Annotated in this window: 13 protein-coding genes and 1 pseudogene; 3 read left to right on the forward strand and 11 right to left on the reverse strand. The window is 75.1% G+C overall.

From position 1 onward, the window contains the following. Positions 1-3 precede the first annotated feature (3 nt). The 7 genes from ACZ407_RS10550 to ACZ407_RS10580 all read right to left on the reverse strand — a co-directional run bounded on the left by ACZ407_RS10550 (position 4) and on the right by ACZ407_RS10580 (position 7,370). A complete protein-coding gene (locus tag ACZ407_RS10550) occupies positions 4-1,218 on the reverse strand; it encodes an acetylornithine transaminase (protein ID WP_468127257.1) in 1,215 nt (404 codons plus the stop codon). Further along, on the reverse strand, positions 1,215-2,126 hold the full coding sequence (gene argB / locus ACZ407_RS10555; protein WP_468127259.1) for an acetylglutamate kinase: 912 nt from the start codon (positions 2,124-2,126) through the stop codon (positions 1,215-1,217). Before argB ends, ACZ407_RS10550 begins: the two co-directional genes overlap by 4 nt. Continuing rightward, on the reverse strand, positions 2,123-3,280 hold the full coding sequence (argJ, locus tag ACZ407_RS10560; RefSeq protein WP_468127261.1) for a bifunctional glutamate N-acetyltransferase/amino-acid acetyltransferase ArgJ: 1,158 nt from the start codon (positions 3,278-3,280) through the stop codon (positions 2,123-2,125). The genes argB and argJ overlap by 4 nt, the downstream gene beginning before the upstream one ends. After that, positions 3,277-4,317: an N-acetyl-gamma-glutamyl-phosphate reductase gene (argC, locus tag ACZ407_RS10565; RefSeq protein ID WP_468127263.1), complete on the reverse strand. Its 1,041-nt coding sequence runs from the start codon at positions 4,315-4,317 to the stop codon at positions 3,277-3,279. Before argC ends, argJ begins: the two co-directional genes overlap by 4 nt. A gap of 132 nt (positions 4,318-4,449) precedes the next feature. Beyond that, positions 4,450-5,235 carry an N-acetyltransferase gene (locus ACZ407_RS10570; RefSeq protein WP_468127264.1) on the reverse strand — a complete coding sequence of 262 codons (786 nt, stop codon included), beginning with the start codon at positions 5,233-5,235 and terminating at the stop codon, positions 4,450-4,452. Positions 5,236-5,320: 85 nt separating this feature from the next. Then, positions 5,321-5,896 carry a histidine phosphatase family protein gene (locus ACZ407_RS10575; protein WP_468127266.1) on the reverse strand — a complete coding sequence of 192 codons (576 nt, stop codon included), beginning with the start codon at positions 5,894-5,896 and terminating at the stop codon, positions 5,321-5,323. 31 nt (positions 5,897-5,927) lie between these two features. Next, entirely contained in the window at positions 5,928-7,370 is a 1,443-nt protein-coding gene (locus ACZ407_RS10580) for an aminotransferase-like domain-containing protein (protein WP_468127268.1), read from the reverse strand. A 343-nt stretch (positions 7,371-7,713) separates the two neighbouring features. Between ACZ407_RS10580 and ACZ407_RS10585 the strand changes: the two are divergent. Together ACZ407_RS10585 and ACZ407_RS10590 are read left to right on the forward strand one after the other, a co-directional pair. Next, a pseudogene (locus tag ACZ407_RS10585) lies at positions 7,714-8,718 on the forward strand (DMT family transporter); the annotation flags it as partial. A gap of 128 nt (positions 8,719-8,846) precedes the next feature. Then, positions 8,847-9,044 (forward strand): DUF1918 domain-containing protein, encoded by a 198-nt coding sequence (locus tag ACZ407_RS10590; RefSeq protein ID WP_468127270.1) that lies wholly within the window; start codon positions 8,847-8,849, stop codon positions 9,042-9,044. Between the two features lie 52 nt (positions 9,045-9,096). Here ACZ407_RS10590 and ACZ407_RS10595 read toward each other — a convergent pair whose 3' ends face one another. Further along, the gene (locus ACZ407_RS10595; protein WP_468127271.1) at positions 9,097-10,338 is read right to left on the reverse strand and encodes a glycoside hydrolase family 10-like protein; all 1,242 of its coding nucleotides are present in this window, start codon (positions 10,336-10,338) and stop codon (positions 9,097-9,099) included. Between the two features lie 187 nt (positions 10,339-10,525). Here ACZ407_RS10595 and ACZ407_RS10600 point away from each other — a divergent pair, with 187 nt between their 5' ends. Beyond that, on the forward strand, positions 10,526-11,398 hold the full coding sequence (locus ACZ407_RS10600) for a 3-hydroxybutyryl-CoA dehydrogenase (protein WP_468127273.1): 873 nt from the start codon (positions 10,526-10,528) through the stop codon (positions 11,396-11,398). A 27-nt stretch (positions 11,399-11,425) separates the two neighbouring features. Here ACZ407_RS10600 and ACZ407_RS10605 read toward each other — a convergent pair whose 3' ends face one another. The 3 genes from ACZ407_RS10605 to ACZ407_RS10615 all read right to left on the reverse strand — a co-directional run bounded on the left by ACZ407_RS10605 (position 11,426) and on the right by ACZ407_RS10615 (position 14,736). Then, on the reverse strand, positions 11,426-11,956 hold the full coding sequence (locus tag ACZ407_RS10605) for an NUDIX domain-containing protein (RefSeq protein WP_468127274.1): 531 nt from the start codon (positions 11,954-11,956) through the stop codon (positions 11,426-11,428). Between the two features lie 52 nt (positions 11,957-12,008). After that, positions 12,009-13,352: a transcriptional regulator gene (locus ACZ407_RS10610; RefSeq protein ID WP_468127275.1), complete on the reverse strand. Its 1,344-nt coding sequence runs from the start codon at positions 13,350-13,352 to the stop codon at positions 12,009-12,011. Positions 13,353-13,638: 286 nt separating this feature from the next. Next, on the reverse strand, positions 13,639-14,736 hold the full coding sequence (locus ACZ407_RS10615) for a PP2C family protein-serine/threonine phosphatase (RefSeq protein WP_468127276.1): 1,098 nt from the start codon (positions 14,734-14,736) through the stop codon (positions 13,639-13,641). Positions 14,737-14,856 lie beyond the last annotated feature (120 nt).

Here is a 14,856-nt window from a genome sequence, read left to right on the forward strand (position 1 = left end):
GTCTCATTCTCCGGATCGTCCGTCCCCGTCGGCTGCGTCGAGGATGCCCGGCAGGGCCCGTACGAACGCGTCCGCCTCGGCGTCGGACAGTACGTACGGCGGCATGAGCCGTACGACGTCCGGGGCGGGCGCGTTGACCAGGAAGCCGGCATCCTGAGCCGCCTGCTGCACCTTCTGTGCGAGGGGCTCGGTCAGCACGATACCCAGCAGCAGGCCCGCACCGCGGACGTGGGAGACCAGCCGGTGCTTCCCGGCGGGCCCGGACCCTTCGATTCCGGTGCGCAGCCGCTCGCCGGTCTCCTTGACCCGGTCGAGCAGCCCCTCGGCCTCGATGGTGTCGAGGACGGCGAGACCGGCGGCGCAGGACACCGGGTTCCCGCCGAAGGTGGTGCCGTGCTGGCCGGGGCGGAGCAGGTCGGCGGCGGGGCCGAAGACCGCGGTGGCGCCGAGGGGCAGTCCGCCGCCGAGCCCCTTGGCGAGGGTGACCACATCCGCCTCGACGCCTTCGGCCTGGGCGGCGAACCAGTGGCCGGTGCGCCCGATGCCGGTCTGCACCTCGTCGAGGACGAGCAGGGTGCCGGTGGCCCGGGTGATCTCGCGGGCGGCCTTCAGGTAGCCGGCGGGCGGGACGACCACGCCGTTCTCGCCCTGGACCGGCTCGACGACCACGAGGGCGGTCTCCTCGGTGACCGCGGCCCGCAGGGCCTCGGCGTCCCCGTACGGGACGTGGGTGACCTCGCCGGGCAGCGGCAGGAAGGGCTCCTGCTTCGCCGGCTGGCCGGTCAGGGCGAGGGCGCCCATGGTGCGGCCGTGGAAGCCGCCCTGCGTGGCCACCATGCGGGTGCGGCCGGTGAGCCGGCCGATCTTGAAGGCGGCCTCGACCGCCTCTGCACCGGAGTTGCAGAAGAACACCCGGCCCTTGCGGCCGAAGAGTCCGAGCAGCCGCTCGCCGAGGGCGAGGACGGGCTCGGAGGCGTACAGGTTGGAGACGTGGCCGAGGGTCGCGACCTGGTCGGAGACCGCGCGGACCACGGCCGGGTGCGCGTGCCCCAGGGCGTTGACGGCGATGCCGCCGACGAAGTCGGTGTACTGCCGGCCGTCGGCGTCCCAGACCTGGGCGCCCTCGCCGCGCACCAGGGCCACGGAGGGGGTGCCGTAGTTGTCGGTCAGCGCGGTCTTCCAGCGCTGCGCGTAGGCCTCGTTGCCGCCGTCGTTCACTGCGCTCCCCCTTCGTCTTCCGTGTCCGGCACGACCATCGTGCCGATGCCCTCGTCGGTGAAGATCTCCAGCAGGATGGCGTGCTGCACCCTGCCGTCGATCACGCGCGCGGTGCGCACCCCGTTGCGCACGGCGTGCAGGCAGCCCTCCATCTTCGGGACCATGCCGCTGGACAGCTCGGGCAGCAGCCGCTCCAGTTCGGCCGCGGTGAGCTGGCTGATGACCTCGTCGCTGGCGGGCCAGTCGGCGTACAGGCCCTCCACGTCGGTGAGGACCATCAGGGTCTCGGCGCCGAGGGCCGCGGCGAGGGCCGCGGCGGCGGTGTCGGCGTTGACGTTGTAGACGTGGCCGTCGTCGGCGCTGCGGGCGATGGAGGAGATCACCGGGATCCGGCCGTCGTCGAGCAGGGCCTCGATGGCCCCGGTCTCGATGCCGGTGATCTCGCCGACCCGGCCGATGTCGACGAGCTCGCCGTCGATCTCCGGGGTGTGCTTGACCGCGGTGATGGTGTGGGCGTCCTCGCCGGTCATGCCGACGGCGAGCGGGCCGTGCTGGTTGAGCAGTCCGACGAGCTCGCGCTGGACCTGCCCCGCGAGCACCATCCGTACGACGTCCATGGCCTCGGGGGTGGTGACCCGCAGGCCCGCCTTGAACTCGCTGACCAGGCCCTGCTTGTCGAGCTGGGCGCTGATCTGCGGGCCGCCGCCGTGCACCACGACCGGCTTGAGCCCGGCGTGCCGCAGGAAGACCACGTCCTGGGCGAAGGCGGCCTTGAGCTCTTCGTCGATCATGGCGTTGCCGCCGAACTTGATGACGACGGTCTTGCCGTGGTGGCGGGTCAGCCAGGGCAGGGCCTCGATGAGGATCTGGGCCTTGGGCAGGGCGGTGTGCTTCCGGGCGGTGCTCATGAGCTGTAGGCGCTGTTCTCGTGGACGTACTCGGCGGTCAGGTCGTTGGCCCAGATGACGGCGGACTCGGTGCCGGTGGCCAGGTCGGCGGTGATGCGGACCTCGCGGTCCTTCATGCTGACGAGCTCGCGGGGCTCGCCGACGGAACCGTTCTTGCAGACCCAGACGCCGTTGATGGCGACGTTGAGCCGGTCGGGGTCGAAGGCCGCCTTCGTGGTGCCGATGGCGGACAGGACGCGGCCCCAGTTGGGGTCCTCGCCGTGGATGGCGCACTTGAGGAGGTTGTTGCGGGCGATGGACCGCCCGACCTCGACGGCGTCCTCCTCGGTCGCGGCGTGCACGACCTCGATGCGGATCTCCTTGCTGGCGCCCTCGGCGTCGCCGATCAGCTGCCGGGCCAGATCGGCGCAGACCGCCTGGACGGCCTCGGCGAAGGCCGCGTGCTCAGGGACGATCCCGGAGGCGCCGGACGCCAGCAGCAGCACGGTGTCGTTGGTGGACATGCAGCCGTCGGAGTCCACCCGGTCGAAGGTGGTGCGGGTGGCGTCCCGCAGCGCCCGGTCCAGGGCCGCGGCGTCCAGGTCGGCGTCGGTGGTGAGGACCACGAGCATGGTGGCCAGGCCGGGGGCGAGCATGCCCGCGCCCTTGGCCATGCCGCCCACCGTCCAGCCGTCCCGGGCCGCGACCGCGGTCTTGTGGACGGTGTCCGTGGTCTTGATCGCGATCGCGGCGGACTCCCCGCCGTCCTCGGACAGGGCGGCGGCCGCCGCCTCGATCCCCGGCAGCAGCCGGTCCATCGGCAGCAGGACCCCGATCAGACCGGTGGAGGCCACGGCGATCTCGCCGGCGTTGTGTTCGCCGCCGAGGACGGCGGCGGCCTTCTCGGCGGTGGCGTGGGTGTCCTGGAAGCCCCGGGGACCGGTGCAGGCGTTCGCGCCGCCGGAGTTCAGCACCACCGCGGAGACCGTGCCGCCGCGCAGGACCTGCTCGGACCACAGCACCGGCGCGGCCTTCACCCGGTTGGAGGTGAAGACGCCCGCCGCGGCCAGGCGCGGCCCGTGGTTGACCACGAGGGCCAGGTCCGGGTTGCCGTTCTCCTTGATGCCGGCCGCGATGCCCGCGGCGGTGAATCCCTGCGCAGCCGTCACGCTCACGGTGCCACTCCGATCGTGGAAAGTCCCAGTCCCTCGGAGAGGCCCAGGGCGATGTTCATGCTCTGCACCGCGCCACCCGCGGTGCCCTTGGTCAGGTTGTCGATGGCGCTGATGGCGATGATCCGGCCCGCGGCCGCGTCGTACGCGACCTGCACCTGAACGGCGTTGGAACCGTGGACGGACGCCGTGGCCGGCCACTGCCCCTCGGGCAGCAGGCGGACGAACGGCTCGTCGGCGTAGGCCTTCTCGTACGCGGCGCGCACCGACTCGGCCGTGGTCCCGGGCCGGGCCTTGGCGGAGCAGGTGGCGAGGATCCCGCGGGACATCGGCGCCAGCGTCGGGGTGAAGGACACCGAGACCCGGGTGCCGGCCGCCGCGGACAGGTTCTGGACCATCTCGGGGGTGTGCCGGTGCCCACCGCCGACCCCGTACGGGCTCATCGAGCCCATCACCTCGGAACCCAGCAGGTGCGGCTTGAGGGCCTTCCCGGCGCCCGAGGTGCCGGTCGCGGCCACGACGACCGCCTCCGGCTCGGCCAGGCCCTGCACGTACGCGGGGAACAGGGCGAGGGTCACGGCCGTCGGGTAGCAGCCGGGGACCGCGATCCGCCGGGTGCCCGCCAGCGCGGCGCGGGCACCCGGAAGTTCGGGCAGGCCGTAGGGCCAGGTGCCGGCGTGGGGGGAACCGTAGAACGCCTCCCAGTCGGCGGCGTCCGCCAACCGGAAGTCCGCCCCCATGTCGACGACGAGGACCTCCTCGCCCAACTGCTCGGCGACGGCGGCCGACTGCCCGTGCGGCAGCGCCAGGAAGACCACATCGTGCCGCCGGCCCCGGCCGGCCAGCACCTCGGCCGTGGTCGGCTCCAGCACCCGGTCCGCGAGCGGGGCCAGGTGCGGCTGCAGCGCGCCCAGGCGCTGCCCCGCGCTGGAGTGCGCGGTCAGGGCGCCGATCTCCACCTCCGGGTGGGACAGGAGCAGGCGCAGGAGCTCACCTCCCGCGTAACCACTCGCCCCGGCCACCGCGACTCGTACCACCATCGGACCCTCCTCCTCGATGGCATGACTATACGTATCGCTGTAGGTTTATGCAAAGCCCTTCCGGGAGCATGCGGGGCGGCCGGGGCGCGGGTCGGGTCGGGTCGAGTGGGGTCGGGTCGGGGCCAGGTCGGCTCAGGTCAGGGGGTGGCGGACCCAGACGTTCGGCTCCACGTACACCGCGTAGCCGAGCTCGGGTTCGCAGTGCACGGGGGTGAGGGCCCCGGGCACGGTGACCGGGCCGCGGGTGTCGAAGGGCAGGCCGGTCCAGGCCCGCCAGTCGGCGAGGCCCGCCGAGACGGTCATCGAGGCGGGGGCCACCTTGTCGATCACCCCGCCGGCGCGGACGTGGACCCGCAGCCAGGCGTCGTACGGCAGGCCGTCGGGGCGGGTGCGGAAGGCGTACTCGTGTATGGAGGTCTCCGGCTCGGCGTGCTTGAGGTTCGGGCGGACGGGGGCGACCACCTCGCCGAACCCGCGGGCGCGGGCGTTCTCCCGCATCGCCGCGAGCATGCGGCCGGACAGGCCGGTGCCCGTGCGCTCCCGGGCCACGGTGATCTCGATGGCGCTGACCGTGTCCGGCCGGACCCCGTGGCGCAGGTCGGAGAAGGCCCACAGGAAGATCTGGTCCCAGCCCCGGTCGGGGAGCTCCCCGCGGCCCTCGCAGTGCAGGGCGAAGGGCAGGCTGAAGGCGCGCGCGACCACCTCCTCGCCGTCGGTGGCCACGAGGACGTACTCGGGCAGCTCGCGGACGATGCGGCCGTACAGCAGCCAGCCCAGCGGGTCGTGCTGTACGAACTCGGGCCAGCCGTCCTTCATGTCCCAGAGCCGGCCGGTCAGCTCGGGGCGCTCGGCGAGGGTGGTGATGTGCAGGGTGTCGGGGGTCTCGGGGGTGCCGGGTGTGCGGGTCGCGTCGTTCATGCCCGCAGGCTAGGCGGGTTCCGCCGGGAAGATCAAAAGGATTCCGGGCCGCCGCCGGGCCCCTCGGCCGGCCGGGCGGCGGCGCTCAGACGGGCGCCTGGAGGGAGAGGTGCCAGCTGCCGGAGCAGCCGGTCAGGGTGACGGCGGCCAGCGGCCGGACGTCCACGTTCCAGTAGCTGAGCGGGGGCGCCTGGAGGGCGTAGACGAGGGCCGCCCGGACCACCGAGGGCTCGGCGACCGCGACGATCGAGCCGCCGTCCTCGGCGGGCCGGGTGTCCAGCCAGCCGCCGATCCGGGCGATGAAGGCGAGGAGGGACTCGCCCCCGTGCGGGGCGGACCGCGGATCGGCCAGCCAGGCGTCCACGGCCGCCGGCTCGCGGGCGGTGACCTCGGCGAGGGTCAGCCCCCGCCAGCGGCCCATGTCGCACTCGCGCAGGGCCGGCTGGGCGATCGGGGCGTAGCCGAGGGCCTGGCCGGTGGCGCGGCTGCGCGCGGTGGGCGAGCAGTAGCGCAGCTCGGCCGCACCGAGCGGGACCAGCCCGCGGGCGGCCTGCTCGACCGACAGCCAGCCCGACCGGTCGACGGGCCGGTCGTCGTCGAAGCGCTCGGCGAGCAGCGGGGCACTGCGGGCTGCCGCCACGAGCGAGACCCGAACATGCATGCGGTGATGGTGGGGCGCCCGGCGCCCCCGGTCAAGCGTCCGTACGCACCGGACCTGCGCACTCGGCGAGCCGGCGGGCCGCTTCGGCCAGTTCGGCCGCCCCGGCCGCACCGGCGAAGCTCAGCCGGACGTGGGCGGCGGGCGGCTCGGCCCCGAAGAAGGGGCGGCCCGGGGCCACGGCCACCCCGGCCCGCAGTGCGGCGGCCACGTACGCGGACTCGTCGGTGCCCTCGGGCAGCCGGGCCCAGAGCTGGTAGCCCCCGGCGGGCAGCCGCTCCGGCAGGAATCCGGGCAGCCGCCGTTCCAGCTCGCGGGCGAGCACGTCCAGCCGGTGGCGCAGCTCGGCGCCGACGGAGCGCAGGTGGCGGGGCCAGGCGGGAGCGCCGACGAGTTCCAGCGCGGCTTCCTGGAGCGGGCGCGGCACGAAGAAGCTGTCGACCACCTGGATGGCGCGCAGCCGCTCCAGCACCGGGCCGCGGGCGGCGAGCGCGCCCACGCGCAGGCTGGGCGAGGTGGCCTTGGTGAGGGAGCGCAGGTGCACGACCGCCCCGTCCGGGTCCTCGGCCGCGAGCGGCGGGGGCAGCGCCGCCCCCTCCTCGTGGCCGAGGTGGCGGGCGTAGTCGTCCTCGATCACGAAGGCTCCGGCGGCCCGCGCGATGCGCAGGACCTCGGCACGGCGGGCGGCCGAGAGCACGCAGCCCGTGGGGTTCTGGAAGAGCGGCTGGCAGACGAAGACCCGGGCGCCGGTGGCCGCGAAGGCCGCTTCCAGCAGGTCGGTGCGCACCCCTTCGCCGTCCACGGGGACGGGTACGGGCCGCATGCCGGAGGCGCGGGCCACGTCGAGCAGTCCGGGATAGGTCGGGGACTCGACGAGGACCGGGGCGCCGGGGGGCGCGGTGGCGCGCAGGGCGGTGGTCAGCGCGCTCTGGCCGCCCGCCGTGACGAGGACCTCGGCTGCGGTCACCGGCCCGCCGATCTCGCGGGCGAACCAGGCGCGCAGTTCGGGCAGCCCGTCGATGGGCGGCCGGGTCCAGGCCCCGGGGCGGCGGCCGGCCCGGGCGAGGGCGGCGGCCATGGCCCGTTCGGGCTGGAGGGAAGGGTGCAGGTAGCCGCTGGTCAGGCCGATGGCCCCGGCCGGGGGCGCGGCCAGGCAGGCGAGGACGCCGGTGGCGTCCACCGAGCGCGGCACCGCCTCCCCTGCCGGGGCGGCGCTGAGGGCGACCTCCTGCCACGAGGTGTCGGCGGGGGCGGCGGGGCGTACGCGGGGTTCGGCGCGGAAGGCTCCGGCGCCGGGCCGGGTGACGACGAGGCCCTCGGCCGCGAGCAGGGCGAGGGCCCGGGAGACGGTCACGGGGCTCACCCGGTAGCGCTCGACGAGCGTCCGGCTCGACGGCAGCTTTCCACCGATCGAGTAGCGGTCGAGTTCCGCCCGCAGAGAACCGGCAAGTTCGGCCACACTGCTACGCTGATTCATGAGAGCAGAGAATAGCGCTACCCCGCAGAACGCGATAGCAGTCCCGCCTGCACCGGCCGCCGCGGCCCCCGCCGCGGACGCCCCCCGGACCGGCGGCGCGGCACGCCCCTCGGCCGCAGCCCCCGTCGCCGCGGGCCCCCTCGCCGAGGGCCCCGTCGCCGCGGACCCTTCCGCCGCAGCACCCGCCACGGGCGCCGCCCGTACCGCCGGCGCGGCACCCCCCTCCGCCGCCTCGGACCCCTCCTCCGCGGCCGGCCCCGCGACCGCCTCGCGGGTCCGGGCCGGTTCGGCGGCCCCTCGCCCCGGCGCGCCGGGCCCGGCTCCCGGGGCAGCCGCCCGCCCCGCCGCCGCTGCCGGGCCACCCGCAGCCGCTGCCGCCGCCACGCCCGGGGCCTCGCCCGGGGCCACTCCCGGGGCCTCCGGCCCGCCCGCCGCGCCTCCGGCCGGAGCCCCGCCCGGCCCCCGGGAGGGCGCCCCGCGGCGGCGCCCCCGACGCGCCGCCTTCGGCGGCACGGCCTCGGCCGGGCTCGGCGTGCTCGCCTTCTCCACCACCTTCCCCTCCACCGCGTGGGGCCTGGAGGGCTTCGGACCCTTCTCGCTCGTCTCCCTGCGGGCGCTCATCGCCGCCACCGTGGCCGGAAGCCTGCTGCTCGCACTGCGGGTGCCGGTGCCGCCGCGCCGGCACTGGGGCGGACTGGCCGTGGTGGGCGGCGGGGTCGTGATCGGCTTCCCGCTGCTCACCACCCTGGCCCTGCGGACCTCCACCACCTCGCACGCCGCCGTCGTGGTCGGCCTGCTGCCGCTGACCACCGCCGCCTTCGCCGCCCTGCGCACCGGCAGCCGCCCCTCGCGGACCTTCTGGGCCGCGGCCCTCGCCGGAGCCGCCGCGGTGCTCCTCTTCGCGCTCGGCCCGGGCGGGGGCCGACTGGCCGCCGGCGACGGCTACCTGTTCGCAGCCCTGGTCGTCTGCGCGGCCGCGTACGTGGAGGGCGGCCGGCTGGCCCGGATCATGCCGGGCTGGCAGGTGATGGGCTGGGCCCTGGTGCTGTGCCTGCCCCTCGCCCTGGCCGGGGCCGCGGCAGGACTCTCGTACGAGCCCGTGCGGCCCGGCGCGCACGGGGTCGTCGGGGTGGTCTGGGCCGGGGTGTGCGCCACCTTCCTCGGCGGGTACCTGTGGTACCGCGGGATCGCCGCGATCGGGGCGCCCCGGGCCAGCCAGCTCCAGCTCGCACAGCCGCTGCTGACCATGGTCTGGTCGGTGGCCCTGCTGGGCGAGCGGCCCAGCGCCGCGGCCCCGCTGACGGCGGTGGTGGTCCTGGTCTGCATCGCCGTGACCCAGCGCGCGTGAACGGCGGCCGGTACGCGGGCCCGCATCCCCGCGTACCGGACTTACCGGGATCAAATCCAACGAACCGCCGTAAACTGCTGTCACCGGAACCCCCGGCACACCGAACACCGCCTCCAGGGAGGTCTGCGATGCGCGCAACCGAGGGCGACCAGCTGGTGCAGCACGGCAGAGTCGTGGGACAGCACGACAAGGTGGGCGAGATCACCCAGGTACTCGGCGAGGACGGCACCCCTCCCTACCGCGTCCGCTTCCCCGACGGGCACGAGGCAGTGATGTCCCCGGGGCCCGACTGCGTCGTCCGGCACCCCGCCGAACCCGCTCACTGACCGGCCCGGGCCCCCAGGCCGCTCACCCACCCGGGCCCGGCCCCGCGCACCTCTACCGCCGGCGCGGCGGCACCGCCGTCGGGTAGTGGTCGGAGACCACCCGGTCCATGGCTCCGTTGGGATCCGCGGCCACGTGCTTCGCGGAGAAGTACACGTGTCCGCGGACCTCGGCGTGCCGGGCCGCCAGCGCCAGGTGCCGCGAGAGCTCGGCCGGGTCCCGCCAGGCCGCCGTGGGGCTGTCGGCCGCGCTGCGGTACAGGGCCTCTCCGACGTACAGGTCCACCCCGGTGCCGCGGACGGTCCGCGCCCACCACGGCACGAGCACGGCGTAGTCCGCGCCCCGGTTGCCGATGTGCCAGTAGACCTGCGGGGTGATGTAGTCGAGCCAGCCCTCCTCCACCCACCGGCGGGTGTCCGCGTACAGCTCGTCGTACGTGCTCAGGCCCGCCGTGTCGGAACCCTCCGGGTCGTCGGACGCGTTGCGCCAGATCCCGAACGGGCTGATGCCGAAGCGGGTGCCGGGGCGCACCTGCTTGATCCGCCAGGACATCTCCTCGACCAGCGCGTCCGTGTTGTGCCGGCGCCAGGCCGCGCGGGACTCGAAGCCGCTGCCGTACCTCCGGAACGCGTCCTCGTCGTCGAAGGTCTGGCCGGCGACCGGGTACGGATAGAAGTAGTCGTCCCAGTGCACCGCGTCCACCGCGTAGCGGGACACGGCGTCGAGCATGGCGTCCTGCACGAAGGCGCGGACCTCGGGCAGGCCGGGGTTGTAGTACAGCTTCCCGCCGTAGGCCACGGTCCACTCGGGGTGCAGGCGGGCCGGGTGCCGCTCCACCAGCCTGCTGCGGTCGGTGTGGTTGGCCACCCGGTACGGGTTGAACCACGCGTGCAGCTCCAGTCCGCGCGCGTGCGCCTCGGCCACCGCCGTGCCCAGCGGATCCCAGCCCGGATCGCGGCCCTGCGTCCCCGTCAGCCACTGCGACCAGGGCTCGTACCGGGAGGGCCACAGGGCGTCGGCCGCCGGCCGCACCTGGAGGACCACCGCGTTCAGGCGCCGCTCCACCGCGGTGTCCAGCAGGCCGAGCAGCTCCTCGCGCTGGCGCGCGGCGCTCAGGCCCGCCTTGGAGGGCCAGTCCACGTTCTGCACCGTGGCCGCCCACATGCCCCGGAACTCCGGCACCGGGCCGCGCCGCCCGGTCCCGGGGGTGCCGGCCGCCGCCGGTACCGCGCCCGCCCCGGCCACCGCTCCGGCCAGGGCTCCCGCCGCCCCTGCCAGCAGCCCCCTGCGTCCCATGTGCACCACGTGATGCTCCCGTCTCGGAGTGTGACGAAGATCCGTACCGGGACAGCATGCACGCCCCGGCACCACCGGCCGAGCAGGGGCGGGAGTAACGTCGGGGGGCGTGGCGGGCGCCGGAACGCAGTGACGACAAATCACGAGCACGGGGGACCTGCCGGCAGCTGACCAGGAAAGGCACGAAGTGACTGACCTCCCTACCGACATCACACGCGTCGGCGTAGTGGGCTGTGGCCAGATGGGCGCGGGCATCGCCGAGGTGTGCGCCCGCAGCGGCCTTGAGGTCAAGGTCGCCGAGACCACCGGCGAGGCCTTGGAGATCGGGCGCACCCGGCTGTACAACTCGCTGACCAAGGCCGCCGAACGCGGCAAGATCAGCGAGGAGGAGCGCGACGCGACCCTGGCCCGCCTGACGTTCACCACCGACCTCGGGGAGTTCGCCGACCGCGACCTCGTCATCGAGGCGGTCGTGGAGAACGAGCAGGTCAAGACCGAGATCTTCCAGGTCCTCGACCAGGTGGTGACCCGGCCGGACGCGATCCTCGCCTCCAACACCTCCTCCATCCCGCTGGTGAAGCTGGCCGTCGCGACCTCGCGTCCGGACCAGGTCATCGGCATCCACTTCTTCAACCCGGCCCCGGTGCAGAAGCTCGTCGAGCTGATCCCGGCGCTGACCACCGGCGAGGAGACGGTGAAGCGGGCCGAGGTCCTGGTGACCCAGGTGCTGGGCAAGCACGCGGTCCGCGCCCAGGACCGCTCCGGCTTCGTCGTGAACGCGCTGCTGGTCCCGTACCTGCTGTCCGCGATCCGGATGTTCGAGTCGGGCATCGCGAGCCGCGAGGACATCGACAACGGCATGGAGTTCGGCTGCGCCCACCCGATGGGCCCGCTGAAGCTCTCGGACCTCATCGGCCTGGACACGATCGTCTCCATCGCCGACTCGATGTACGCCGAGTACAAGGAGCCGCTGTACGCCGCTCCCCCGCTGCTCCAGCGGATGGTCGACGCGGGCCGGCTCGGCCGCAAGACCGGCTCGGGCTTCTACCCCTACGGGTGACCCGGCCCGCGCCGCCTCCCGCCCGGGTCAGCCCAGCCGGAGGTGGTGCAGCAGGAGGAGGCCGGCCGCCATGTTGGCGGCCGGGACCTCCCCTCGGGCGATCATGCCGGGCACCAGTTTGAGCGGGACCCACTCCCGGCGCGAGGACTCGAACGCGTCCTCGGGGTGCCCGGTGTACGTCGCCCCGTCCGCCCAGTAGAGGTGGTGGCGGGCGTCCGTGAGCCCGTTGGACGGCTCCACGGTCATCAGGTGGCGGAGCGGTCCGGGGCGCCAGCCGGACTCCTCCTCCATCTCGCGGGCCGCGGCCGCGGCGATGTCCTCGCCGTCCTCGACCACCCCCGCGGGCAGCTCCCAGCCCCAGCTGTCGGTGATGAACCGGTGCCGCCACAGCAGCAGCACCTCGTCGGCCGCGTTGACGGCGGTCGCCGCGGCGACGGGCCGCATGCGGATCAGGAAGTGGTCCAGGTGCCGGCCGTCGGGCAGCGCCACATCGGCCAGGTTCACGCGGAACCAGCGGTTCTTGTACACGGTCTGCTCACTCAGGTTCGTCCACTGCACGGTTCTGCCACCTTCCGTTCGAGTAGGTGGCAACATGGCAGCAGCCGACAGGTCACAGGGGAACGCGCAGCGCCCCGTCGATCAGCGCCGCCGTCTCCTCCGCCCCGGCACACCCGCTGGTCAGGAGCTGTTCGCGGACCGCCCGCAGCCGGTCCCGCAGCCGGCGCGACTCCATCCCCCGGGCCCGCTCGGCCATCTCGGCCGCCGCCGCCACCGCCCGTTCCGCTTCGCCCTGCCTCAGCTGGATCTCGCAGAGCATCGCCAGCCGGTGCACCCGGCCGCGGTCGTGCGCCGGGGTGCCCACCGCCGCGGCCGCCTGCTCGTGGGCCGCCGGCAGGTCCCCGAGGCTCAGCAGGGCCTCCGCCACCTGCACGTTGACCAGCCCGGGCTGTACGTAGCCGGTCTCGTCGGGCTCGGCGCCCGGCCGGATCCGCTCCGCGGCCGCCTCGGCCCGCCGGATGCACGCCAACGCGGCCGAGGCGTCGCCGAGTTGGGCGAAGGCCTTGGCCTGCATCGCGTACAGGTCCGCGGTCAGCGCGGGGGTGGTCTGCCGCCCGGCCACCCGCAGGGCCGCCTCCGCGAAGGCCACCGCCTGGCGGAACTCCCGCAGGTGCAGGGACTGGTTGACGATCAGCGCGATGACGTACGCCCCCAGCCCCCGGTCCCCGCTCGCCTTCGCCAGCCGCAGCGCCTGGTGGAAGTACTGCTGGGCGAGGCCGTGGGCGTCCGAGTCGTACGCGCAGATGCCCGCCACGGCCACCAGCGAGCCCGAGGCCCGGTACAGCCGGCGGCCCACCGCGTCGGGATAGCCGCCGCGCAGCAGCGGGGCGGCCTCGGTCCCCAGGAAGCGCACGACCCGGGCCCGGGTGGCCAGGCCGCCCGCCCGGCGGTACATCAGCTCGTAGTGGGCGCGGGCCGCCCGCAGGATCTCGATGTGCTCGGGGCCCACCCGGGTCGGCCCGGCACGCGACACGTCGGAGTCCTCGGGCGGGTTCTCCCACTCCCAGACCGGGATCACCGCGGGGGTGCCGGTGACCGCGGCCGCCGAGAGCAACTGGGCCCGGCCCTGGTCGTCGGCCCGCCACAGGGCGGTGGCCCGGTCCACGAAGCCGCTCAGCGGGCAGCCGTGCCCCTCGGCGGCCCGCCCGGGGACGCCGAGTCCGATGTCGTCGAGCCCGAGGCTGCGGCCCAGTCGGCGGGTCAGCACCTCGCAGATCAGGTCGGGCACCTGGCCGCGCGGCCGCTGGCCCCTCAACCACCGGTTCACCGCGGTGTGTTCGTAGCGCAGGGCCAGGCCCCTGGCCCGTCCCGCCTGGTTGACGTGCGCCGCCAGGCCGGCGTGGGACATCCCCGCTTCCGCGAGGAGGGCGTCGAGCAGGGTGTTGGGCTGCTGCATGGGCCGCTCCAGGGCTCGTCGGACTCAGCCTAGTGGGCGGGGAGTTCACACGGGGTGTGAACCGCGTACGCGCATAAATGCGCCGCGCACCCTGCCGCGGGCGGCCCCGGAACCGGTTGACTGAAGCGACGCCTCGCCAAGAGGCAGCCCCGGGCCGTCGGCTCCCCCTCGTACAGTGCGACGGCCCGATACCGCGTCGCCCGCCCTGCTGTCTGCCCGACACTCCATGGCAGGGCGGGCGGCGCACCTGCCACCGCCGCGTCCGGACGCCGCTCCCGGGGACCTGTCAGGTCCCGTGCGGGGTCCCCGCCCGGCACACCGCCTGCCCGTGCGGCTGTGCGGGCAGCGAGCGGCGGTCGTTGCGCACCACCAGCAGGGCGACGTCGTCGGCGAGCCGCCCCCCGGTGTGGCGCAGCAGCGCGGCGTGCACACCGGCCACCAGGCCGGCCGGAGAGACCGCCCCGACGGCTCCCGCCGCCTCGGTGAGCGCGCCGCGCAGCGGGAAGTACCGGCCCGCCCCGTCCCGCGCGTCCTCGGCCCCGTCGGTGTGCAGGAACAGCGCCTCGCCGGGCAGCAGCCGGGCCCGCAGCTGCACGGGCAGCTCCGCGGGCAGCGGGAAGGCCCCCAGCGGGGGCAGCGGGTCCTCGCCGGTGAGCACCTCGGCGTACCCGTCGCGGACCCCCGGGTACCGCCCCGGCAGCCGGCGCAGCCGGTAGGGCCAGGGATGGCCGCAGTTGAGGGCCCGGATCCGGCCGTCCGGAGCGATCTCCAGCAGCAGGACCGTCACGAACTCCTCGGCCACCGGGCTCTCCGGCTCCCCCGCACAGGCGGCGGGGTGCTCGGCCCGGACCCGGTCCCGCAGGTGCCGCTGGAGGGCCCGCTCCATCCGGCGCAGCACCCCCGCGAGGTGCTGCTCGTCGTACGCCGCCTCCCGGAAGCTGCCGAGGACGGCGGCGGCCGCCCCCAGCGCGGCCAGACCGTGTCCGCGGACGTCCCCGATGACCACCCGCACCCCGTACGGGCAGGCCACAGCCTCGTACAGGTCCCCGCCCACCGCCGCCCCCCGGCTCGCGGACATCTGGGCCGCCGCCAGGGCCAGGCCCTCCATCCGGGGCGGGAGCGGCCGCAGCAGCGCCCGCTGGGCGGCCCCGGCGATCTCCTGGGTGCGCCGCAGCTCGCCGAGCAGGTGCCGGCGGATGTACAGGGCGGTCCCCACGGCCGGCAGCAGGAAGGCCGCCACGCTGACCAGCCGGGCCGGCAGGGCCCCGGGGGCCGGGGCCCACAGCTGCCAGGAGACCGCCGCCCCGCCCCAGGCCAGGACGGCCGCCCGGCACATCGGGGACACCTCGCCGGGCGCGGCCCACCGGGCCCTCATACGGATCATCCCGGCGACCTCCCCGAAGGCCTCTGCGTCTGGGCGGCCGGTGACTCTCTGCTCCCCCACGGCCGGAACGATTGTGCCGATCGTCCGGATCTGCTCACGGGGCCTGCCGGCACTTCTCAC

Source organism: Streptomyces sp. NPDC030809 (assembly GCF_055572195.1).